Below are 21,189 nucleotides of genomic sequence, written 5' to 3'. Positions count from 1 at the left end.
CTGACGCTGCGGCGGGTGGTGGGGCAGGATGGGAGCACCGGGTGCGGCGCGCCTCGTTGCATCCCCCACCCGCGGTGAGATATCTTGATGTCAAGATAAATAGCCAGCCAGCGAAGGAGCGATCACGTTGAGCCCCAATCCGAACAGCTTCGAGGCCAAGGGCACGCTGGAGGTGGGCGAGGCCAGCTACGAGATCTACCGGATCGGCGGGCTGGAGGGCGCCGACACCCTGCCCTACTCCCTCAAGGTGCTGCTGGAGAACCTCCTGCGCACCGAGGACGGCGCCAACATCACCACCGAGCACATCAACGCGCTCGCCGGCTGGGACGCAGACGCCGAGCCGGGCACCGAGATCCAGTTCACCCCGGCGCGCGTCATCATGCAGGACTTCACCGGCGTGCCGTGCATCGTCGACCTGGCCACCATGCGGGAGGCCATGGGCGACCTCGGCGGTGACCCGACCAAGATCAACCCGCTCGCGCCGGCCGAGCTCGTCATCGACCACTCGGTCATCATCGACGTCTTCGGCCGCCCCGACGCGTTCGAGCGCAACGTGGAGATCGAGTACCAGCGCAACGAGGAGCGCTACCAGTTCCTGCGCTGGGGGCAGACGGCGTTCGAGGACTTCAAGGTCGTCCCCCCGGGCACCGGCATCGTCCACCAGGTCAACATCGAGCACCTGGCCCGGACCGTCATGACCCGCGAGTCCGGCACCGACGGCGCCCTGCAGGCCTACCCCGACACCTGCGTCGGGACCGACTCCCACACCACCATGGTCAACGGGCTCGGCGTGCTGGGCTGGGGGGTCGGTGGCATCGAGGCGGAGGCCGCGATGCTCGGCCAGCCGGTCTCGATGCTCATCCCGCGGGTCCTGGGCTTCAAGCTCACCGGGGCCGTGCCCCCGGGCGCGACCGCCACCGACGTCGTGCTCACCATCACCGAGATGCTGCGCGAGCACGGCGTGGTCGGCAAGTTCGTCGAGTTCTACGGCGACGGCGTCACCCAGGTGCCGCTGGCCAACCGGGCCACCATCGGCAACATGAGCCCGGAGTTCGGCTCGACCTGCGCGATCTTCCCCATCGACGACGTGACGCTGGACTACCTGCGGCTCACCGGGCGCCCGGACGACCAGGTCGCCCTGGTGGAGGCCTACGCCAAGGAGCAGGGCATGTGGGCGGACCCGGAGCACGAGGCCCGCTACAGCGAGTACATGGAGCTCGACCTGTCCACGGTGGTCCCCTCCATCGCCGGGCCCAAGCGCCCGCAGGACCGCATCGAGGTGTCCCGCGCCAAGGAGCAGTTCTGCTCCGACCTGGAGAACTACGCGCAGCCGACCGAGCTCACCGGGGTCGACCACGAGCTCGAGGACACCTTCCCGGCCTCGGACGCGCCGTCGCACGACGCCAGTGACGCCGGCACCGAGGCCGACCGTCCGATCCGCTCGGGCCGGGCCAAGGACGGCGACACCCGCCGCGCCTCCAAGCCGGTCCAGGTGACGATGGGGGAGGAGACCGTCGAGATCGACCACGGCATCGTCGCGATCGCCTCGATCACCTCCTGCACCAACACCTCCAACCCCTCGGTCATGATGGCCGCGGCGATGCTGGCCAAGAACGCCGTGGACAAGGGCCTCACCGTCGCCCCCTGGGTCAAGACCTCCATGGCCCCCGGCTCCAAGGTGGTCACCGGCTACTTCGAGAAGGCCGGCATGTGGCCCTACCTCGAGAAGCTCGGCTTCCACCTGGTCGGCTACGGCTGCACCACGTGCATCGGCAACTCCGGGCCGCTGGTCGAGGAGATCAGCCAGGCGATCAACGACAACGACCTCGTGGTCACCTCGGTGCTGTCGGGCAACCGCAACTTCGAGGGTCGGATCAACCCGGACGTGAAGATGAACTACCTCGCGTCCCCGCCGCTGGTCATCGCCTACGCCCTGGCCGGCACCATGGACTTCGACTTCGAGTCCGAGCCGCTCGGGCAGGACACCGACGGCAACGACGTCTTCCTCGCGGACATCTGGCCGGTGCCGGAGGACGTGGAGCGGACGATCTCCGAGTCCATCAGCCGTGACATGTTCACCGAGGACTACAGCGACGTCTTCGCCGGCGACGAGCGCTGGCGGGGCCTGGACACCCCGGACGGCGACACCTTCGAGTGGGCCGACGAGTCGACCTACGTGCGCAAGCCGCCGTACTTCGAGGGCATGGGTGCCGAGCCCGAGCCCGTGGAGGACATCGCGGGTGCCCGGGTGCTGGCGCTGCTCGGCGACTCGGTCACGACCGACCACATCAGCCCGGCCGGCTCGATCAAGGCCGACAGCCCGGCGGGCAGGTACCTCTCCGAGCACGGCATCGACCGCAAGGACTTCAACTCCTACGGCTCGCGGCGCGGCAACCACGAGGTCATGATCCGTGGCACCTTCGCCAACATCCGGCTGCGCAACCAGCTGCTGGACGGCGTCGAGGGCGGCTTCACCCGTGACTTCACCCACGGCGGCGAGCAGACGACGATCTACGACGCGGCCCAGGCCTACGCCGAGCAGGACATCCCGCTCGTCGTCCTCGCCGGCAAGGAGTACGGCTCCGGGTCCTCGCGCGACTGGGCGGCCAAGGGCACCCGTCTGCTCGGGGTCAAGGCGGTCATCGCCGAGTCCTACGAGCGCATCCACCGGTCCAACCTCATCGGGATGGGTGTGCTGCCCCTGCAGTTCCCGCAGGGCGAGACCGCGGAGAGCCTGGGGCTGGACGGCACCGAGACCTTCGACATCAGCGGGGTCACGGCGCTCAACGACGGCTCCACGCCGAAGACGGTCCAGGTGACCGCGACCAAGGGCGAGGGCGACCCGGTCACCTTCGACGCGGTCGTGCGCATCGACACCCCCGGCGAGGCGGACTACTACCGCGGCGGCGGCATCCTCCAGTACGTCCTGCGCTCGCTCGTGGCCGCCTGAGGCGGACCGGGCGCGCAGCGCGCCACCCCTGAGCACCCCGTCGGCACGGCCGGCGGGGTGCTCAGTCCGTCGACGTCGGGTCGGCGATCTCCACGGTGCGCGGCACCGGTTGCACGAGGGTGAACCGCTCGTCCGCCGGGAAGCGGACGGACGGGCAGTCCGACCCCAGCTCGGAGAGGGTCTGCACGACGTAGGGGGCGTCCGCCGTGCCCTCTCCCTCGGTGAGCAGGACGGGTATGCCGCCCGCCGGCTGGTCCGGCGCCGTCCCGGCACCGGCCGGCGCGCGGCACGACGCGAGACCGACGGCCTCCCAGAAGTCCGCCCCGTCCTCGGTCGGGGACAGCCAGCCCACCACGGGGGCGGCGCCCCCGGCCGGAGCGGCCTCGGCGTCCTCCTCCTCGGCGCCGGTGGCGGCGGCCAGGGTGAGCTGGAACAGCAGGGCCGAGGCCAGCGCGATGCCGGCGGTGACATAGGTCCGCGGGGTCAGCGACCGTGTCGCCCTGACCCGGTGGTAGCGCTCCATGTCCATCATGGTCGCGGTGAGCTGGTGGGCCTGGCGCTGCTGCTTCACGAGGGCACGCCGCTGTTGCCGCAGCGTCGCTCGATTAGCAGCGCCGGCGGTCCCCGCAGCATGCTGATGCTCGATGAGTGCTAGATCGAGTTGTCCGAGGCGGATCTGATAAGCCTTCAGCTGGTCAAGCAACTCCCTCTCCGGCCGGTCTGTCTTTGGCTCGCCATCGAAGGCCAGCCACCAGGACGAGCGCAGGGCCGCCCTGGTCTCGTCCGTGAATTCGTCGATCGAGACAACCTCGGGCCGGAAGACGTCGGCTACCCGCCAAGCTACTTCCGCGAGCGCGACGATGCCGACCACGCCGAGGAGGGCGGCCAGGAGCAGCAGCGGTACCGGTGCGCCGCCCAGCTCTGAGCGAGCGCCGAGGGTCCCGGCACCGAAGAGGAAGCTCGCGACCGTGGCGACCACGATGACCAGCCACTTGGCACTGTTGCGGACGGAGGCGATGGCCTCGTCCCACGTGTCGACCACCGGGTCGAGGACGTCGAGGCCCCCTGGGCCTGGCTCAGCGGTCACGGCGGTGCTGGATGGCCGCGGTGGGAGAAGCTACTCGCCACAAGTCTCCGAGGCCGCTGCCTGAAGTCGCGCCGCGCAAGCCCATCTCACGCCAGTGGGGATCCTCGTCGTACCAGATCCATATGACGCCATCCTCGACGTAAAGCCCTGATGGCGGAGGCGTCTCTGGGGCTCTGCTTGGTCGTCGCTCTGGGCTCATGGCGCTCCTCTCTTGGCGCCACATCATCCTCCGGCTGCGACAGTCGGACAAGGGCGCAAACGCGGGCGGCGCTCCTCAGCTGGCGCCCTCGGTGCTCGGGCGCCGCACGGGCTTGCCCGCCGCCTCGGCGACCTGGGCGGCGTGGTCGGGCACCGGGTGCTGCAGCGAGCGGTCGGTGCGCCGGTAGCCGGTCGACTCCGGGCGCTCGGGCAGCTGCAGCTCGGGCTGCTCCACCTTCTCGTAGGGGATGGACCCCAGCAGGTGGGCGATCATGTTGATGCGCGCCGAGCGCTTGTCGTCGGAGGGCACGACGTTCCACCGGGCCTCGGGGATGTCGGTGTGGACGAACATCTCGTCCTTGGCCCGGCTGTAGTCCTCCCAGCGGGTCAGCGACTCCAGGTCGGTGGGCGACAGCTTCCAGCGGCGCATCGGGTCCTCCATCCGGGAGCGGAAGCGGCGCTCCTGCTCCTCGTCGGAGACGGAGAACCAGTACTTGCGCAGCATGATCCCGTCCTCCAGCAGCATCCGCTCGAAGATCGGGGTCTGCTGCAGCCAGCGCCGGTGCTCCTCCGGCGTGCAGTAGCCCATGACCCGCTCGACGCCGCCGCGGTTGTACCAGGAGCGGTCGAAGAGCCGGGTCTCACCGGCCGCCGGCAGGTGCTCGACATACCGCTGGAAGTACCACTGCGTCTTCTCCCGCTCGGTCGGGGTGGGGAGCGCCACGATCTGTGCCTGCCGGGGGGAGAGGTACTCGGTGACCCGCTTGATCGCCCCGCCCTTGCCAGCCGCGTCGCGCCCCTCGAAGACGAGCACCAGCCGGTGACCGGTGTCCTGCACCCACGTCTGCATCTCGACGAGCTGCTCCTGCAGGCGCAGCAGCTCGGCCTCGTACACCTTCTTGTCCAGCCGGGGGACGGTGCTCTTGCGCGAGCCCGACCCGCCTGCGGTCCGCTTCGCCGCGGTGGTGCGCTGGGATCCCATCGCCCCACTCTGCCCTAGAGTCCGGTCGCAGGGAAGGTGCGACGCCTCGTCATCTAGTCCTCGAGGGGTGCGTGGTGGTCGCGGCCGGCGACACCGCGCCGCCAGTACCCGTCGACGTGCAGGGCGCTCTCCCCGTCCGCCCCGATGCCGTGCTCCCGGGCGGCCCGGCGCACGGCGACCATCGCCCTCGCCTCGCCGGCGGCCCAGACGTAGTCGCCGGGACCGGGGGGCGGGTCGAGGCCGTGCAGGTGGTCGGCCAGGTCGCTCTCACCGGTCCCCACGAGCCACGTCACGGTGGCACCGTCGCGTGCCGGCAGGTCGATCACGGACTCCGGTCCGGGGACCTGGACGACGACCTCGAGGGGTGCCGTCGCGGGGGCCTCCTCGAGCCACCGGCCGAGGGCCGGTATGGCGGTCTCGTCACCGAGGCAGAGGTAGCGTGCCGCCCCGGACGGCTCGGTCATCGAGCCGCGGGGCCCCAGCAGGCCCACCGTGTTGCCGGGCGAGGCGTCCCGCGCCCACGTGCTGGCCGGGCCGGAGCCGTGCACGACGAAGTCCAGCGCGAGGTCCTGCCCGTCAGGTCCGTCGTCGACGGCGCGCACCGTGTAGTCCCGGGCCACCGGCCGCTCGACGCCCTCCGGCAGATGGGGACGGTCGTCCACCACGGTCGGGAGGGTGAGCTCGCCGGTCGTCGGGTGGGGGAAGGCGACCTTGACGTGGTCACCCACCGCCAACCGGACCCAGGGGACCGGCGGTGTCTCCGGTCCCAGGCGCAGGGTGACCCTGCGCATCCGTCCGCCGAGCGGGGTGACCTCGCGGACGACGGCGTGGCGCACGTGCAGGGGGTGGAGCTGGCGGCCACGCGCCAACGAGACGGGGTCGGGCATGGTCGTCCTCAGCAGCAATAGCGAACAGTGACGTCGTCATAATAGGCCACGGCGATCTCGTCGGGGGGAGCGGCGCGTCCCTCTGGAGTCGTACACTTGTTCGCATGAGCGGCGGACCCCCTGGCTGGCCCGACCGGGTGCCCCCTGCCGGGGTGCCCGGGTGGGAGCAGGCCGCCGTCTCCTGGCTGCTCGACCAGTGCCCGGCCGACTACCGGGCGTATGCCGCGTGGCGGCGTCACCCTGCGGCGCTGGCCTGGGTGGCGACCCGGCACCTGGAGGCGCAGCTGGAGGCGATGCGCGGGGCGTGGCGCGACGTGCGCCCCGAGCTGGGGCCGGCGCTGCCCCCCGGCACCCTCGGTGACGTGCTGGAGTCGCTGGCCCGGGAGGGGTTGCGGCTACGCGCCAACCACCGTGCGGCCGGCCTGCTGCTGGAGGCGCTGCGCCTGCGGGCCCCGATCCGGTGAGTCGTCTAGCCTGGCCCGATGTCCCACCGGTTCAGCCAGTACGACGTCTTCTCGACCCGCACCGGGGACGGCAACCCGCTCGCGGTGGTCCACGACGCCGACGACCTGGACGCCGCGACGATGCAGCGCTTCGCCGCCTGGACCAACCTGTCGGAGACGACGTTCCTGCTGCGGCCGGAGGACCCCGGGGCGGACTACCGCGTACGGATCTTCACCCCGACGACCGAGCTGCCCTTCGCCGGGCACCCCACGCTGGGCAGCTGCCGGGCGTGGCTCGACGCCGGCGGACGGCCGGCCGCCGCCGGCGCCGTCGTGCAGGAGTGCGGTCTGGGGCTGGTCACCCTGCGCTCCGACGGTGAGCTGCTGTCCTTCGCCGCCCCGGCGTTGCGGCGCTCCGGCCCGGTGGACGCCGGGATCGCCGACCACGTGGCCGGCATCCTCGGGCAGGAGCCGCTGAGTCTGCAGTGGGGCGACAACGGGCCGGGCTGGGTGGTGGCCGAGCTGCGGGACGCCGCCGCCGTGCGCGACCTGCGGCCCCGCTTCGGGGAGGGCGACCAGACCTACCTCGGGGTGTTCGGCGGGGACCTCGCGGACGGCTACGAGGTGCGCGCCTTCTTCCCCGACCAGACCGGTCGTCGCGAGGACCCGGCCACCGGCAGCCTGAATGCCTCGGTGGCGATGATCCTGGCGCAGCGCGACCAGGGATGGACCCACTACACCGCACGCCAGGGCACCGCACTGGGTCGCGATGCCCGCATCGACGTGCGGCGCGAGGGCGACCGGCTGTGGGTCGGCGGGCGGGTCGTGGCCGCCGTCACCGGGTCCGTGCACCTCTGAGGCCCCGTCGCACCTCGCTCAGCGTGCGGCCAGCCGCTCCTGCAGCAGATCGCCGAAGGCGGTGACGTCGCCGCCCGTGCGCTCCAGGTCCTGGGCGTCGAGGAGGACGTCGTAGCCCTGCCGCTCGAGGTCGGCGACCAGCACCACCGGGAGCCCGGACTCCAGCGCGGCCGCGCTCTGGGCCGCCGTCAGCTCGTTGCGGTGCCGCAGCTCGACGGTCACGTGGAGCCGGGCCACCAGGGCGTCCCACTCCTTCTTCCGGCGCACCGGGGAGTGGGTGATGTCGCACAGCGAGCAGTGGGTGGTGCCGCGGACCTTCCCCCACAGGTATGCCGCCTCGCCCAGCACCCCTCCGTCCGGGTCGTAGACGCCGATGACGACCGGGGTGCGAGGCTGGCCCATCCCCGCAGCGTAGCCGCCCGCGCGGCCCGACCCAGCGGTGTCCCAGGCGCGGCCGCGTAGACTTGTCCCTCGACCGCACCGCCGCCGACCCCGGAGGAGTCCCGTGGCCCTCATGCGCACGATCACCGGACCGTCCGACCTCAAGAGGCTGACGCAGGGGCAGGTGGTGGCGCTCGCGGAGGAGATCCGGGCATACCTCATCTCCTCGGTCTCCCAGACCGGCGGTCACCTCGGCCCCAACCTCGGCGTGGTCGAGCTGTCGATCGCGCTGCACCGGGTCTTCGACTCCCCGCGCGACACGCTCCTGTTCGACACCGGGCACATCTCCTACGTCCACAAGCTGCTCACCGGGCGGCACGACTTCTCGACGCTGCGCAAGCAGGGAGGCCTCTCGGGCTACCCCAGCCGCGCCGAGTCCGACCACGACGTCGTCGAGAACAGCCACGCCAGCTCCTCCCTGTCCTGGGCCATCGGGATCGCCACCGGCCGCAAGCTGCGCGGCGAGACCGACCGGCACACGGTGGCCGTCATCGGTGACGGCGCCCTGACCGGTGGCATGGTCTGGGAGGCGCTCAACAACATCGCCGACCAGCCCGACCTGCCGCTCATCATCGTCATCAACGACAACGAGCGGTCCTACGCGCCGACCCGCGGCGGGATGGCCGACTACCTCGCCTCGCTGCGGGCGACCCAGGAGTACGAGCACGTCCTGTCCTGGGGCAAGCGGCAGCTGTCACGCACGCCCATGGTCGGCCGGCAGGTCTACGACACGCTGCACGGCATGAAGAAGGGCATCAAGGACATCGTCAGCCCGCAGGGGATGTTCGAGGACCTGGGGCTGAAGTACCTCGGCCCGGTCGACGGTCACGACGTCGAGGCGATGGAGACCGCGCTGCGCAGGGCGCACGACTTCGGCGGCGTGGTGCTCGTGCACGTGCTCACCGAGAAGGGCCACGGCTACGACCCGGCCACCGCCGACGAGGCCGACCGCTTCCACGCCGTCGGCAAGATCAACCCCGAGACCGGGCTGCCGCTCGAGGTCTCGGGACGCTCCTGGACCGACGAGTTCAGCGACGAGCTGGTGCGGCTGGGCCGCGAGCGCGACGACATCGTCGCGCTCACCGCCGCCATGCTCATCCCGGTGGGCCTGCAGCCCTTCGCCGAGCGCTTCCCCGACCGGGTCTTCGACGTGGGCATCGCCGAGCAGCACGCGGTCGCCATGGCCTCCGGGCTCTCCTTCACGGGGATGCACCCGGTGGTCTGCATCTACGCGACCTTCCTCAACCGCGCCTTCGACCAGCTGCTCATGGACTGCGCGCTGCACCGGCAGGGGGTGACCTTCGTGCTCGACCGGGCGGGGATCACCGGCTCGGACGGCGCCAGCCACAACGGCATGTGGGACCTCACCCTCGTCGGGATCGTCCCCGGCGTGCGGGTGGCCGCGCCCCGCGACGGCCAGCAGGTCGCGCTCGCGCTGCGCGAGTCGGTGGACATCGACGACGGCCCGTCGGTCGTGCGCTTCCCCAAGGGCAGCGTGGGTCCCCCGATCGAGGCGGTCCGCCGGATCGGCACCCTCGACGTCCTGCGCGACGTGCCGGCCGAGGGGTCGGCGGCGACCGACGAGGTGCCCGAGCTGCTGCTCGTCGGCGTCGGGTCGATGGCCGCCACCGCCCTGCAGGTCGCCGACAAGCTGCACGCCGAGGGTCGTCGGGTCATGGTGGTCGACCCCCGCTGGGTGCTGCCGGTCAGCCCCGACCTGCTCGAGCTGGCCCGGGGGGCCGACCGGGTCGCGGTCATCGAGGACAACGTCGTCGGTGGCGGCATCGCCAGCGCGGTCTCGCGGGCCTTCGACGACGCCGGTGTCGACGTCCCGGTGCACGGCTACGGTATACCCCAGCAGTTCCTGGAGCACGGCTCGCGCGACCAGGTGCTGGAGCGGATCGGCCTGACGCCCGACGCCGTGGCGACGTCGCTGTCGGCCCGGCTGGTCTGAGAGACCTCCGGGCCGTGGGCTCGGTCGCGCTGGTCCTCAACCCGGTCGCGCGCGGCGCCGGCGCGGCCCGGCGCGCGGTCGAGGAGGCGTGCCGCGAGGCCGGCACCGGGCCACCCCGGCTGCTGCCCACCACGCCGGAGGAGCCGGGTGCCGCCCAGGCCCGCGCAGCCGTGGACGCCGGCTGCTCGCGCGTGGTCGTCGCTGGGGGAGACGGCACGGTCCGGGAGGTGGCCGGCGTGGTCGGCACCCGCGCGACCCTGGGGGTCGTCCCGTGCGGCACCGCCAACCTGGCCGCCCGCAACCTCGGCCTGCCGGTCCGCAGCCCCCTGGCGGCGGCGCGGGTCGCCGTGTCCGGGGCCGGGCGCGGGGTCGACCTCGGCCGGGTGGAGCTCCGGCACGCGGACGGGGCGGTGCGCACCCTGTCCTTCCTCGTCGTGGTCGGGGTGGGCCACGACGCGCAGATCCTCGCCGGACTGTCGGCGACGGCCAAGGCGCGCACGGGCTGGTGGGCCTACGTCACCCCGGGCCTGCGTCGACTGGGCAGCCCGGGTCTGCCGGTGCGCGTCCGGCTCGACGACACCGAGGAGCGGGCCGAGACCGCCTGGAGCGTGCTCGCCGTCAACGGGGGGCGGCTCCCGCTGGGGGCGCGCCTCGTGCCGGGCGCCGGAGCCCTCATGGACGACGGCCTGCTGCACCTCGCCGTGGTGCGGCCCCGCCGGGCGCGGGACTGGACGTCGATCGGGGCCACCGGCCTGGGGGTCCGACGGCGTGAGCACCCCGCGCTGAGCTATCGCACCGGCCGGTCGGTGGTGGTCGACCTGCCGGCACCCGGCCCGGTCCAGGTCGACGGCGACGTGGTGCCGGATATCCTCCGCGTATGCATCGAGCTCCTGCCGGCGGCCGTCCGGGTGGCGACGAAGACGGGGTTCCCCTGAGCGCCACCGTGCCGACCGAGCTGCTGGCCCGGCTCATCGGACCGTTGCACCGGGGGCGGGTGACGCGGGAGGACCAGGAGGCCATCGTCGACACGTTGACGACCCTGGAGGGAGCGGCGTTCCACGACCTGAAGTACCGCCTCAACGCCACCGGCGACCACCACGACCTGGAGCACCTGGTCTTCGACCACCTCGACGACGACCTGCAGGACGTGGTGCTGGAGCACATCGCGGCGCAGGCGACGCAGCACCCCTCCTCGGACCTGCGGGTGCTGTGCGACATCGACGACACCGTGAGGTCGGCGATCCACGACGACCGCTTCCCGCGCGGCACCGTCTACCCCGGCGTGGTCACACTGCTCACCGAGCTGGACCGCGGCGCGACGGCCGACCCGGGGCGGGTCGGCGACCTCACCTTCGTCACCGCCCGCCCGGGCGGACCGCTCGGGCTCGTGGAGCAGTACACCCGCGACGACCTCTCCGAGCTCGGCATGCCGACCCACACCGTCCTCGGCGGCTCGCTGCTCAACCTGCACACCAAGAACGCCATCGCCGAGCGCAAGCTGCAGAACATGGAGCGCGACCACCTGCTCTTCCCGGAGAGCCGCATGGTGTTCATCGGGGACAGCGGCCAGGCGGACGGGGACGTCGGCGCCGAGATGGCAGCCCGGCCGCACGACCATGTCGTCGGGACGCTCCTGCACGACGTCACCGGCCTCGACGCGGCCGCCCGGGCCGCCTGGGCCGACCAGCGGGTCCACGTCTTCGACACCTATGTCGGGGCCGCGGCCCACGCGGTGCGGCTGGGACTGCTGAGCCCCGAGCAGGGCCGCACCGTCGCGGGGGCGGTGCAGACCGAGCTCGGGGCGCTGCAGCTCGAGGAGGGGCAGGCCGACCGGGTCGCCGCCCTGCTCGAGGCGGACCTGGCGACCCTGGGGTCCGTCAGTCGGGGATGACGTCCATCTCGTCGGGGTGCGGCCCGCGGCGGCCGTTCTCGCCCTTGTCCAGCCCGTCGACGGCGCTCATCTGCTCGTCCGTCAGCTCGAAGTCGAAGAGTGCGAAGTTCTGCTGCATCCGGCCCGGCGTCACGGACTTGGGGAAGATGATGTCGCCACGCTGGATGTGCCAGCGGAGCGCGACCTGCGCCGGGGTGCGCCCGTGGGCGTCGGCGATGCCGAGCAGGACGGCGTCGTCCAGGACGGCGCCCTGGGCGATGGGCGACCAGGCCTCGACCAGACCTCCGTGCTGCTGCGTAGCCGTCCGGGCCGCCTCGTTGGCGAAGTAGGGGTGCACCTCGATCTGGTTCACCACGGGGGCGCTGCCGGTGGCCTCGACGATGCGCTCGAGGTGGTCGGGCTCGAAGTTGGAGACGCCTGCCGAACGGGTCTTGCCCGCACGCTGCAGCTCGAGCATGGTCTCCCACGTGGAGACGTAGTCGCCGTCGTAGCGGGTGGGCAGCGGCCAGTGGATGAGGAACAGGTCGACCTGGTCCAGGCCGAGGCGGTCCAGCGACTCGTCCAGCGAGCGCCGTGCGTCCTCGGGGCGGTGGAACCCGTTGTTGAGCTTGGTGGTGACGTAGATCTCGTCCCGCGACAGGCCGGACTCGGCGATCGCCTCACCCACACCCGCCTCGTTCTGGTACATCTGCGCGGTGTCGATGTGGCGGTAGCCGAACTCGAACGCCTGCAGCACCGCCTGCTTGGTCTCCTGCGGCGGGATCTGGAAGACCCCGAAACCGAGCTGGGGGATGGTGGTGCCGTCGTGGAGCTTCAGTGTCGGAACAGTCATACCCGCTCCAGCGACGGACCCCGGCGCAGAATTCCCGGGTGGCGGTCCCCGGTGAGCGGCCTCGCCCGGCCGCCTCCGGGACCGGACGGCCGAACAGGACGAGGCGCGCACGTCGGGGTTAGGCTCGCCGCAGCCGCTCCCCGCACGGCGACCCGTCACCGTCCCTCCTCACCCACGGAGTCACCATGCGACTGTCACGACGCTCGTTCCTCGCTGCCCTGGGAGCGGCAGCCACCCCCGCCGCCCTGGGCGGCTGCGCCGGCTTCTCGACCGGGTCCGGCTCGGCCTCGGCCGAGGGGTCGCTGACCTTCACCACCTGGGGCACCGACGCCGAGCTCGCCGCCCTGCGGTCGGCCATCTCGGCCTTCGAGGCCGCCAACGACGGGGCCAGCGTGGAGCTCAACGCCGTGCCCTACGAGCAGATGTTCACCAACATCGACGCCCAGCTGCAGGCCGGGAACCCGCCGGACGTCTTCCGGGTGCCCTACTACACCTTCGGCAGCTACGCCGGGCGCGACCAGCTCCTGGACCTCACCCCGCACCTGAGCGACGGCTTCGCCGACCGGTTCACACCCCAGGCCTGGGCCGCGGTGCAGAACGGCGGCTCGCCCTACGGCGTGCCCCACCACACCGACACCTCGGTCATCCTCTACGACGTCCAGGCCCTCGCCGACGCCGGCATCGACTCGGTGCCGCAGACGCTGGAGGAGGCCTGGACGTGGGAGGAGTTCGCCGACGTCGCGCGCCGGCTCCAGGAGTCGCTGCCCTCGGACCAGTCGCCCTTCGCCTACAACTGGCAGGGCAACGGGGTGACCCGCTGGCTGAGCTGGCTGTTCGAGGCCGACGGGCGCTTCCTCGAGGAGGACCTCGTGACGCCGGCGATCGACTCCGACGCGGGGGCCGCGGCGGTGGAGTTCACCACGAGCTTCTTCCGGGACAACCTGGTGCCGCGCAACAACTCGATCAGCTCCTCGACGTATGCCGCGGACAGCTGGTTCGCCGGGACCGTCCCCATGGTCTTCGCCGGGGCCTTCCTCATCCCTGATGCCGAGGCGACCTACGAGCGGGAGTGGGCCGCCACCTTCCCGCCCCGCAACGAGCGCTCGGCGGGCGACTTCGGCGGCAACGCCCTGGTGGCGACCGCCCAGACCGAGCAGCCCGAGCTGGTCGCCCGGTTCCTCGAGTTCGTCACCGAGGCCGAGCAGATGCGCGAGTTCTGCGCGGGGTCCTCCTTGCTGCCCACCCGGGCCGACCTGGTGGAGGAGGGCATCGAGTTCGAGGTGCGTCCCGAGCTGTCGCAGGTCTTCCTGCAGCAGTCCAGCGCGGTGCTGCCGCAGGACTCGGGGCAGGTCGCCTCGCCGGACATGTCCTCGATCATCACGGTGCTGCAGGACGGTCTCGAGGCGAGCTTCCTCGGCGACGCCGACGTGGAGACGACCCTCGCCACGCTCTCCGACGGCATCGAGGCTGCGACGCAGTGACGGCGCGCGTCCGCGAGGCGTGGGCGGGCTACGCGTTCGCCGCGCCCACGCTCCTGCTGCTCGGGGTCTTCGTGCTGCTGCCGCTCGGTGGCGCCATGGTCATCAGCCTGCAGGAGACCAACGGCTTCGGCGAGGGGACCTTCGTCGGCCTGGACAACTACCGGCGCCTCGCGCAGGACCCCGTCTTCTGGCGGGCCACCCTCAACACGGCGCTCTACACGGTGCTGGTGACCCCGGCCGCGATGGCGATCGGCCTCGGTCTGGCCCTGCTGCTGGACTCCGCGCTCCCGGCGCGCGGGGCCCTGCGCTCGGTGCTCATCCTGCCGATGGCCATCTCCGGGGTCGCGACGGCGCTCATGGGCGTGCTCATCTTCGACGAGAACAGCGGCTTCCTCGCCGAGGTGGCCCGCGCCCTGGGCCTGCCTCAGGTCGACTGGCAGACGCACGGTCCGGCCGCCTTCGCCTCCGTCGTCATCATGACCCTGTGGTGGCGGGTGGGCTTCAACATGCTCATCTACCTGGCGGGGCTGCAGGGGGTGGCGACCGAGCTCTACGAGGCGGCGCGGCTGGACGGCGCCAACGCGTGGCAGCGGCTGCGCCACGTCACCGTCCCGCAGCTCAGCAACCAGTCGTTCTTCCTGTTCATCCTCAACATCATCTACTCCTTCCAGGTCTTCGACATCGTCTTCGTCATGACCGGCGGCGGCCCGGAGCGGGCCACGACGGTGCTCGTCACCTACGCCTACGACACCGGGTTCGTCACCCGCGACCAGGGGTATGCCGCGGCCATCGGCGTCGTGCTGCTCGCCGTCACCCTCGCGGTGACCGCCCTGCGGTGGCGCGCCCAGCGCCGACGGGAGGAGACCGAGTGAGCAGCCACGTCACCCGCCGCCGCACGGCCGCAGGGCTGCGCCTGCTGGGCGCCCTGCTCGCCGCGGCGGTCATCCTCTTCCCGCTCTACTGGATGGTGGTCGTCGCCTTCTCCACCCGGTCCTCGCTGTCCGGGGGAGGGCTGCGGCTGTGGCCGGAGCAGGCCACGCTGGACAACTTCCGGCGGGTCCTCGACTCCTTCCCGGTGCTCACCTGGTTCGGCAACTCGGTGGCGATCGCCCTGGTGACCTCGGTCATCATCGTGCTCGTCAACCTGCTGGCCGGGTATGCCTTCGCGCACCTGCGCTTCCCGGGCTCGGGGGTCCTGCTGCTCGTCGCGCTGTCCACGCTCATGCTGCCGGTGCAGGTCATCATGGTCGGGCTGTTCCGGCTCGTCACCGACCTCGGCCTCTACGGCAGCTACTGGGCGGTCATCCTGCCGACGGCCGCCTCGGCCTTCGGGGTCTTCCTGGCCCGGCAGTTCATCCTCACCATCCCGCGCGAGCTCATCGAGGCGGCCCGGATCGACGGCGCCACGCACCTGCAGATCTTCTGGCGCATCGTCCTGCCCCTGTCGCGACCGCTCATCGCCGTGCTCTTCTTCATGAGCATGCTGCAGGTGTGGAACGACTTCGCCTGGCCGCTCATCGCGCTGCGGGAGAACGCGCTCTACACACTGCCGGTGGGGCTGCTCTTCCTGCAGGGCCAGTTCGGGCCGGACTACGGCGCGACCATGGCCTTCGCCCTCATCACCGTGGCGCCGATGGTGCTGGTCTTCCTCCTGGCCCAGCGCTGGTTCGTCCAGGGCTTCTCCCGCAGCGGGCTGCGATGAGCCGCGAGTCCCGCCCCGCGGACAAGACCTGTCTGGCCTGCGGCCGGACGATCACCTGGCGCAAGAAGTGGGAGCGGGACTGGGACGAGGTGCGCTACTGCTCGGCGGCCTGCCGGCGCCGGGGGGTGGGCGAGGTGGACCGGGCCCTGGAGGACGCGATCGTCGTGTTGCTCGACCGACGGGCACGCGATGCGACCATCTGCCCCTCGGAGGCGGCCCGTCAGGTGGCCCGGGACCGTGGGCTCGAGGAGTGGCGCGAGCTCATGAAGCCGGCGCGCCGGGCCGCCCGCCGGCTCGTCGCCGACGGGGAGGTGGAGATCGTCCAGCAGGGCCGCGTCGTGGACCCGTCGACGGCTCGTGGCCCGATCCGGGTCCGACGTGGCGACGGGACCCGGTGACGTCCGGTCGGTGCCGGCATGGGTCAGGTCAGTAGTACACGGCCAGCGGCCCGTCGGGTCCCTCGATGACCCGGACGGGCGTGTGGAAGACCCGGCTGAGGATGTCCTCGGTGAGGATCTGTGCGGGCGGGCCCATCTCGGTGATGCGGCCCTCGTTCATCGCGATGATGAGGTCGGCATACCGGGCGGCGAAGTTGATGTCGTGCAGGACGATGACGATGGTGCGGCCCAGCTCGTCGGCGGCGCGGCGCAGCTGGCGCATCATCTGCACCGAGTGCTGCATGTCCAGGTTGTTCAGCGGCTCGTCCAGCAGGACGTAGTCGGTGTCCTGCGCGAGCACCATCGCCACGTAGGCACGCTGGCGCTGGCCACCCGAGAGCTCGTCGAGGTAGCGGTGCTCCAGGGCGGTCAGGTCGAGGAAGTCGATGGCCTCGCTGATGTGCCGCTCGCACTCCGGGGTCAGCCGGCCGCGGGAGTGGGGGAACCGGCCGAAGCCCACGAGCTGGCGCACGGTGAGCCGGGTGATGAAGTGGTTCTCCTGCCGCAGGATCGACAAGATCGTGGCGATCGTCAGGGACGGGGTGGCGCTCACGTCGTGGCCGCCGACCGTGATGCTGCCCTGGTCCGGCCGCAGCAGGCGGCCGATCATGGTGAGCACCGTGGACTTGCCGGCACCGTTGGGGCCGATGAGCGCGGTGATCCCCCCGGCCGGGATCTGCGTCGTGACCGGCCCGATGGTGGTCTCGGTGCCGTAGGTCTTGGTGACGTCGACGAGCTCGATCACAGCCGGCCCTTTCGGAGGATGACGACGAGGAAGGTCAGCCCGCCCACCAGCTCGATGATGACGGTGACCAGGCCCTGGGCGTAGAAGACGTGCCTGAGCACGAAGTAGGCACCGCTGAGGACGACGTAGCCCAGGAGGAAGGCCATCGGCAGCAGCAGCCGGTGGTCGTAGGTGTCGGCGAGCTGGTAGGCGAGCATCGCGACGAGAAATCCGAGGAAGGTCATCGGACCGACCAGCGAGGTGGTCATCGCCATGAGCACGGAGACGAGGACGAGGACGACGATGACCTCCCTCTGGTGGTGCAGCCCGAGGTTGGTCGCGGCGTCCCGGCCGAGAGCGAGGACGTCCAACCGGCGGGCGCGCCACCACAGGGCGCCGCCGGCGAGCAGGGCGATGGGCACGGCATAGGGCAGGTATGCCGCGTCCGCGTTGCCGATGTTGCCGAACAGCCGGGCGGTGAGGATGTCGAACTCGCTCGGCGTGAGCAGACGCTGCATGAACGTGGACAGCGACCCGAGGCCGCCACCGAGGATGACCCCGACCAGCAGCATGACGTGGATGTTGCCGAAGCGGCCGGACAGCAGCCAGCCGTAGAGCATCGTGGCCACGACGACCATGAGGGCGGCCTGCAGCAGGAACTGCGTCGTGCCGGTGACCATCGCCACTCCTGAGGCGCCGAAGACGAAGACGGCGCCGGTCTGCACCACGACGTAGAGCGCCTCGAAACCCATGATCGAGGGGGTGATGATCCTGTTGCTGGTGGCGGTCTGGAAGCTCACGGTGGCGAAGGCGTGGCAGAAGGCGACCACGAGGATGACCGCGACGCTGGTCGCCCGCAGCTCGGCGATGCGCCAGAAGCCGTCGCTGCCCACCGGCATCGGGTTGTCGTAGGCGAGGATCCCGGCCGTGAAGCCCACGGCGAGCACGGTCAGCAGGACCATGACCACGGCGTACCGGACCCGGTCGCGGCCGCGCACGAAGGGGCCGGTGCGCCGCGGCGCGTCCCCCGGGGTCGGGGGCCGCGTGGTCGTCGAGAGGCCGGGTGCGGCGGTGCGGGTCTCAGCCACGGCGCTGCCTGATGACGAGCAGGGCGATGAAGAAGAAAGCGCCCAGGACCCCGAGGATCAGGGACACCGGCACCTCGAAGGGCTGGATGATCGTGCGTCCGATGAGGTCGCACACGGTGACCACCCAGACGCCGAGCAGGCAGACCCACGGCAGGTTGCTGCGCAGGTCGTCACCGCGGATGAGGGAGACGACGTTGGGGACGATGAGCCCGAGGAACGGGAGCGCGCCGATGACCACGGTGACGATGCCGGTCGCCACCGACACCATCGCGACCCCGATGAGGATGATCCGGTCGTAGTCGAGCCCGACGTTGGTCGCGATGTCCTTGCCCAGGCCCGCGACCGTCAGCCGGTCGGCGAGCAGGAAGACGAGGACCGTGACGGCCAGGACGATCCACAGCATCTCGTAGCGTCCCCGCACCACCGAGGTGAAGCTGCCGGCGAACCAGATGCCCATCTGCTGCAGCATGTCGGTGGACATGGCCAGGTAGGTCGAGACGGCACCCACGACGGCACCGATCATGATGCCGACGATGGGGACGATGAGCGAGGACTTCAGGGAGACCCGGCGCAGGAAGAGGAAGAACACCATCGTGCCGAGGAAGGCCATGAGCACCGCCCCGCCCATCCGGGTGAGCAGGCTCGCGCCCGGCACGAGGATGAGCACGAGCAGCAGCCCGAGCCCGGCCCACTCGGTCGTGCCCGTCGTGGTCGGCTCGACGAAGCGGTTCTGGGTCAGGAGCTGCATGACGAGCCCGCACATCGACATGGCGGCCCCGGCCAGCACCAGCGAGATGGTCCGTGGCACCCGGGTGATGCCGAACATCGCCCAGCCGTCCTCGCCCCCGGTGATGTCGTAGACCCCCACCGACAGCGACAGGAGGAGCAGCCCGGCCGTGAGCAGCACCGCGACCGGCAGCGTCCACGGCGAGGACCTCCGGCCCGCGCCCCGCCCTGCCGGTGTGGCGGGGCCGGTGGGCGGGGCGGGGCCGGGGGTCGGTCTCGAGGACGTGTCCGAGGTCACCTGCGGGGTGCGGGTCAGCGCGCCGACCCCATGGCGTCGGCCATGGAGGTGAACAGCTCGGTGTAGGCCTGCATGTCCTCGGTCAGGTAGAAGTCGGCGGGAAGGTAGACGATCTGACCCTCCTGGACAGCGGTGACGTTCTGCAGCGCCTCGGACTCTTCGATGAGCTCCTCGGCGCTGGAGTACTCGTCGCCCTCGGCGGCGATGGCCGCGTCGCGGTCCATGACGACCAGCCAGTCCGGGTTCGCCTCGGCGATCGCCTCGACCGAGATGTCGTCCCCGTGCCCGCTCTCGCCACCTTCCTGCTCCAGCGCCGGGGTCAGCCCGAGCACCTCGAAGACCGGGCCGATCGACCGGCCGGTCACCGGGGCGACGTAGCTGATGTCGCCGCCGGAGGTGAGCAGCCCCATGACGGTCTGCTCCGGGTCGTAGGCCTGCGCGGCCGCGTCGATGGAACCCTGGAACTCCTCGACCATGTCCTGCGCCTCCTCCTCGTGCCCGAGCGCCTGCCCGACGAGCTCCAGCTGGCGGATGAGCTCCTCGTCCAGCGGGTTCGACTCGTAGTCGGTGGTGGTGTCCACGAGGGCGGCGTCGGGGACGAGGTCCTGGATGTCGCCGTAGTAGTCCTGGAAGCGGTAGCCGGTGAGGACGAGGTCGGGGTCGGCGGCCACGACGGCCTCGAGGTCCGGCTCGCCGTGGTTGCCCAGGTTGACCACCGAGTCGTCCTCGGCGTAGGACAGGCCACCGGGGAAGATGTCGAGGGGGGCGGCCACGATCTCCACCCCCCACTCGTCCATGGCCCGGACCACCCGGTTGTCGGTCACCATGACGCGCTCGGCCGGCATGGGGACCTGCACGGTGCCCTGGAAGTCCGTGACCTCCACGGTGCCGGACTGCTCGGAGCCCTCCTCGGCGCCGGTCGCGTCGGCGTCCTCGGACGACCCACCGCCGGCGGCAGCCTCCTCGGACCCCTCGTCGCTGCCGCAGGCGGCCAGGGTGAGGGCGGTGGCGGTCGCGACGGCGACGAGGCCGGCACGGGAACGAGCGATGCGCATGAGGTTTCTCCTCCAGGGTTCGACAGGCGCCGGATCGGCAAGGTAACCCTAACCTCACTTCGATTTACGATGCGTCGGTGCAGTCTAATTGTGGCGAAGGTCACTCGATCCCTCAGAGCACGAGCGAGAGGGCCTCGGCGAAGAGGGCCTCGCCGTCGGCGTCGACCCCGTGGCCGGTGAACCACGCGGCGACGTTGAGGCAGTCGCGGTGCAGCAGTGCGTGACCCTGCGGGTTCGTCACGACATCGACGACCTGGGGCAGGTCGATGATGGTCACCGTCTCGTGGTGGACGAGGAGGTTGTAGGCCGACAGGTCCCCGTGGGCCCAGCCCTGCTCGGCCAGCTGCAGCACGACCGTGCGGACCTGCTCCCACAGGTGCTGCAGGAGGGCCGGTTCGGCCTGCGCCTGGGCCAGCCGGGGAGCGGCGAGGCCCGTCGGCTCACCGACGAACTCCATGAGCAGCTCGGTCCCCTCCAGCGAGACGGGGTAGGGGACGGGGATGCCGTGCTCCCAGGCCCGGCACATCGCCAGCCACTCCGCCTCCGCCCAGCGGACCGCTGCGATCTGTCGGCCGTAGCGGCTGCCCCGGGCGAGGGCGCGCTGGTCGCGCGACCGGCGCACGCCGCGGCCCTCGGCGTACACCGCGCTGCGGTGGAAGGTGCGGTGGTCGGTGTCGCGGTACCTCTTGGCGGCCAGGAGGCACGCCACGTGAGTGGTGTCGAGCGCGCTGGTGTCGACCTCGCTGGTGGTGGCGCGCTCGAGCAGGAAGACGTCGGCCTCCTTGCCGGTCTTGAGGACGCCGAGCTCGGTGTCGACGGCGCCGGAGTCCTGGATGACCCAGGCCGGGACCGGGGAGGGGCCGCGGTGGCCCGCCTCGACGTCCCAGTAGGTCGTCAGCCGCTGGCCGTCGGCGAGGTGCTCGAGACCCTCGAGCGGGGTGTAGTCGAAGGTGAAGAACGGGTCGAGATTACCCGTGGGGGAGGAAGGGTGCACTGGTGCTCCTGGTGCGAGGGGTGGGGCGGGTCGCGGCGGTGCTCGAGCAGGCCATGGTCGTCCCTCCTTCCTCGCACGGGAGCACGACCGGTGTCGTGCGTCTCACCGTCAGCATGACGCCCCCGGGCGAGCGTCGGCAACGGGTTTTCCCGACTTGACCT

20 protein-coding genes are annotated in these 21,189 nt (G+C 71.4%); 10 read left to right on the top strand and 10 right to left on the bottom strand.

Annotated elements, in window-relative coordinates:
* The first annotated feature begins 127 nt into the window (after nucleotides 1-127).
* Nucleotides 128-2,950 (top strand): aconitate hydratase, encoded by a 2,823-nt coding sequence (locus Q0967_RS03750; protein ID WP_298746634.1) that lies wholly within the window; start codon nucleotides 128-130, stop codon nucleotides 2,948-2,950.
* A 61-nt stretch (nucleotides 2,951-3,011) separates the two neighbouring features.
* On the opposite strand, the gene Q0967_RS03745 is transcribed toward Q0967_RS03750, so the two are convergent.
* The 3 genes from Q0967_RS03745 to Q0967_RS03735 all read right to left on the bottom strand — a co-directional run bounded on the left by Q0967_RS03745 (nucleotide 3,012) and on the right by Q0967_RS03735 (nucleotide 6,104).
* Nucleotides 3,012-4,037 carry a hypothetical protein gene (locus Q0967_RS03745; protein ID WP_298746636.1) on the bottom strand — a complete coding sequence of 342 codons (1,026 nt, stop codon included), beginning with the start codon at nucleotides 4,035-4,037 and terminating at the stop codon, nucleotides 3,012-3,014.
* 274 nt (nucleotides 4,038-4,311) lie between these two features.
* A complete protein-coding gene (gene ppk2 / locus Q0967_RS03740) occupies nucleotides 4,312-5,217 on the bottom strand; it encodes a polyphosphate kinase 2 (protein ID WP_298746637.1) in 906 nt (301 codons plus the stop codon).
* A gap of 53 nt (nucleotides 5,218-5,270) precedes the next feature.
* A complete protein-coding gene (locus tag Q0967_RS03735) occupies nucleotides 5,271-6,104 on the bottom strand; it encodes a siderophore-interacting protein (RefSeq protein WP_298746639.1) in 834 nt (277 codons plus the stop codon).
* Nucleotides 6,105-6,208: 104 nt separating this feature from the next.
* Between Q0967_RS03735 and Q0967_RS03730 the strand changes: the two genes are divergently transcribed.
* Both Q0967_RS03730 and Q0967_RS03725 read left to right on the top strand, forming a co-directional pair.
* The gene (locus tag Q0967_RS03730; protein ID WP_298746642.1) at nucleotides 6,209-6,568 is read left to right on the top strand and encodes a hypothetical protein; all 360 of its coding nucleotides are present in this window, start codon (nucleotides 6,209-6,211) and stop codon (nucleotides 6,566-6,568) included.
* 18 nt (nucleotides 6,569-6,586) lie between these two features.
* The gene (locus Q0967_RS03725) at nucleotides 6,587-7,405 is read left to right on the top strand and encodes a PhzF family phenazine biosynthesis protein (RefSeq protein ID WP_298746645.1); all 819 of its coding nucleotides are present in this window, start codon (nucleotides 6,587-6,589) and stop codon (nucleotides 7,403-7,405) included.
* 18 nt (nucleotides 7,406-7,423) lie between these two features.
* Here Q0967_RS03725 and Q0967_RS03720 read toward each other — a convergent pair whose 3' ends face one another.
* Nucleotides 7,424-7,807: a hypothetical protein gene (locus Q0967_RS03720; protein WP_298746647.1), complete on the bottom strand. Its 384-nt coding sequence runs from the start codon at nucleotides 7,805-7,807 to the stop codon at nucleotides 7,424-7,426.
* A gap of 103 nt (nucleotides 7,808-7,910) precedes the next feature.
* On the opposite strand from Q0967_RS03720, the gene dxs reads away from it, so the two are divergent.
* Genes dxs through Q0967_RS03705 form a run of 3 tightly spaced genes read left to right on the top strand, consistent with a single transcriptional unit; the run spans nucleotide 7,911 to nucleotide 11,691 of the window.
* A complete protein-coding gene (gene dxs / locus Q0967_RS03715) occupies nucleotides 7,911-9,800 on the top strand; it encodes a 1-deoxy-D-xylulose-5-phosphate synthase (RefSeq protein ID WP_298746650.1) in 1,890 nt (629 codons plus the stop codon).
* 14 nt (nucleotides 9,801-9,814) lie between these two features.
* Nucleotides 9,815-10,735 carry a diacylglycerol kinase family protein gene (locus tag Q0967_RS03710; protein WP_298746653.1) on the top strand — a complete coding sequence of 307 codons (921 nt, stop codon included), beginning with the start codon at nucleotides 9,815-9,817 and terminating at the stop codon, nucleotides 10,733-10,735.
* Nucleotides 10,678-11,691 carry a phosphatase domain-containing protein gene (locus tag Q0967_RS03705; protein ID WP_298746656.1) on the top strand — a complete coding sequence of 338 codons (1,014 nt, stop codon included), beginning with the start codon at nucleotides 10,678-10,680 and terminating at the stop codon, nucleotides 11,689-11,691. Before Q0967_RS03710 ends, Q0967_RS03705 begins: the two co-directional genes overlap by 58 nt.
* Here Q0967_RS03705 and Q0967_RS03700 read toward each other — a convergent pair.
* Nucleotides 11,678-12,523 carry an aldo/keto reductase gene (locus Q0967_RS03700; protein WP_298746658.1) on the bottom strand — a complete coding sequence of 282 codons (846 nt, stop codon included), beginning with the start codon at nucleotides 12,521-12,523 and terminating at the stop codon, nucleotides 11,678-11,680. The genes Q0967_RS03705 and Q0967_RS03700 overlap by 14 nt on opposite strands.
* A gap of 185 nt (nucleotides 12,524-12,708) precedes the next feature.
* Here Q0967_RS03700 and Q0967_RS03695 point away from each other — a divergent pair, with 185 nt between their 5' ends.
* From Q0967_RS03695 to Q0967_RS03680, 4 genes are read left to right on the top strand one after another with little or no spacing between them, the layout of a single operon-like run.
* Entirely contained in the window at nucleotides 12,709-14,004 is a 1,296-nt protein-coding gene (locus Q0967_RS03695; protein WP_298746661.1) for a sugar ABC transporter substrate-binding protein, read from the top strand.
* On the top strand, nucleotides 14,001-14,876 hold the full coding sequence (locus Q0967_RS03690) for a carbohydrate ABC transporter permease (protein ID WP_298746663.1): 876 nt from the start codon (nucleotides 14,001-14,003) through the stop codon (nucleotides 14,874-14,876). The genes Q0967_RS03695 and Q0967_RS03690 overlap by 4 nt, the downstream gene beginning before the upstream one ends.
* On the top strand, nucleotides 14,873-15,706 hold the full coding sequence (locus tag Q0967_RS03685) for a carbohydrate ABC transporter permease (protein ID WP_298746665.1): 834 nt from the start codon (nucleotides 14,873-14,875) through the stop codon (nucleotides 15,704-15,706). The genes Q0967_RS03690 and Q0967_RS03685 overlap by 4 nt, the downstream gene beginning before the upstream one ends.
* Nucleotides 15,703-16,104, top strand: a complete 402-nt coding sequence (locus Q0967_RS03680) for a DUF2256 and DUF3253 domain-containing protein (protein WP_298746668.1) — start codon at nucleotides 15,703-15,705, stop codon at nucleotides 16,102-16,104. The genes Q0967_RS03685 and Q0967_RS03680 overlap by 4 nt, the downstream gene beginning before the upstream one ends.
* A 28-nt stretch (nucleotides 16,105-16,132) precedes the next feature.
* On the opposite strand, the gene Q0967_RS03675 is transcribed toward Q0967_RS03680, so the two are convergent.
* The 5 genes from Q0967_RS03675 to Q0967_RS03655 all read right to left on the bottom strand — a co-directional run bounded on the left by Q0967_RS03675 (nucleotide 16,133) and on the right by Q0967_RS03655 (nucleotide 21,028).
* Nucleotides 16,133-16,888, bottom strand: coding sequence for an ABC transporter ATP-binding protein (locus tag Q0967_RS03675; protein ID WP_298746671.1), 756 nt, complete (start codon nucleotides 16,886-16,888; stop codon nucleotides 16,133-16,135).
* Nucleotides 16,885-17,865 carry an iron chelate uptake ABC transporter family permease subunit gene (locus tag Q0967_RS03670; protein ID WP_298747115.1) on the bottom strand — a complete coding sequence of 327 codons (981 nt, stop codon included), beginning with the start codon at nucleotides 17,863-17,865 and terminating at the stop codon, nucleotides 16,885-16,887. Before Q0967_RS03670 ends, Q0967_RS03675 begins: the two co-directional genes overlap by 4 nt.
* A gap of 82 nt (nucleotides 17,866-17,947) precedes the next feature.
* Nucleotides 17,948-18,874 carry an ABC transporter permease gene (locus tag Q0967_RS03665; protein WP_298747117.1) on the bottom strand — a complete coding sequence of 309 codons (927 nt, stop codon included), beginning with the start codon at nucleotides 18,872-18,874 and terminating at the stop codon, nucleotides 17,948-17,950.
* 119 nt (nucleotides 18,875-18,993) lie between these two features.
* On the bottom strand, nucleotides 18,994-20,034 hold the full coding sequence (locus tag Q0967_RS03660; protein ID WP_298746674.1) for a siderophore ABC transporter substrate-binding protein: 1,041 nt from the start codon (nucleotides 20,032-20,034) through the stop codon (nucleotides 18,994-18,996).
* A 112-nt stretch (nucleotides 20,035-20,146) separates the two neighbouring features.
* Nucleotides 20,147-21,028, bottom strand: a complete 882-nt coding sequence (locus Q0967_RS03655; RefSeq protein ID WP_298746677.1) for a serine protein kinase RIO — start codon at nucleotides 21,026-21,028, stop codon at nucleotides 20,147-20,149.
* Nucleotides 21,029-21,189: the final 161 nt, after the last annotated feature.

It is taken from the genome of uncultured Serinicoccus sp. (genome assembly GCF_947500995.1).
GTDB lineage: Bacteria > Actinomycetota > Actinomycetes > Actinomycetales > Dermatophilaceae > Ornithinicoccus.
The sequence above is the reverse complement of the archived record's forward strand: the minus strand, read 5'-3'. Positions and strand labels throughout refer to the sequence as shown.

What these genes read in the sequence shown, in the direction of transcription:
- Q0967_RS03705 (WP_298746656.1), top strand. Translation starts at nt 10,678, where the DNA reads ATGCATCGAGCTCCTGCCGGCGGCCGTCCGGGTGGCGACGAAGACGGG.
- Q0967_RS03700 (WP_298746658.1), bottom strand. Translation starts at nt 12,523, where the DNA reads ATGACTGTTCCGACACTGAAGCTCCACGACGGCACCACCATCCCCCAG.
- Q0967_RS03720 (WP_298746647.1), bottom strand. Translation starts at nt 7,807, where the DNA reads ATGGGCCAGCCTCGCACCCCGGTCGTCATCGGCGTCTACGACCCGGAC.
- Q0967_RS03660 (WP_298746674.1), bottom strand. Translation starts at nt 20,034, where the DNA reads ATGCGCATCGCTCGTTCCCGTGCCGGCCTCGTCGCCGTCGCGACCGCC.
- Q0967_RS03730 (WP_298746642.1), top strand. Translation starts at nt 6,209, where the DNA reads ATGAGCGGCGGACCCCCTGGCTGGCCCGACCGGGTGCCCCCTGCCGGG.
- Q0967_RS03680 (WP_298746668.1), top strand. Translation starts at nt 15,703, where the DNA reads ATGAGCCGCGAGTCCCGCCCCGCGGACAAGACCTGTCTGGCCTGCGGC.
- Q0967_RS03695 (WP_298746661.1), top strand. Translation starts at nt 12,709, where the DNA reads ATGCGACTGTCACGACGCTCGTTCCTCGCTGCCCTGGGAGCGGCAGCC.
- Q0967_RS03735 (WP_298746639.1), bottom strand. Translation starts at nt 6,104, where the DNA reads ATGCCCGACCCCGTCTCGTTGGCGCGTGGCCGCCAGCTCCACCCCCTG.
- Q0967_RS03725 (WP_298746645.1), top strand. Translation starts at nt 6,587, where the DNA reads ATGTCCCACCGGTTCAGCCAGTACGACGTCTTCTCGACCCGCACCGGG.
- ppk2 (WP_298746637.1), bottom strand. Translation starts at nt 5,217, where the DNA reads ATGGGATCCCAGCGCACCACCGCGGCGAAGCGGACCGCAGGCGGGTCG.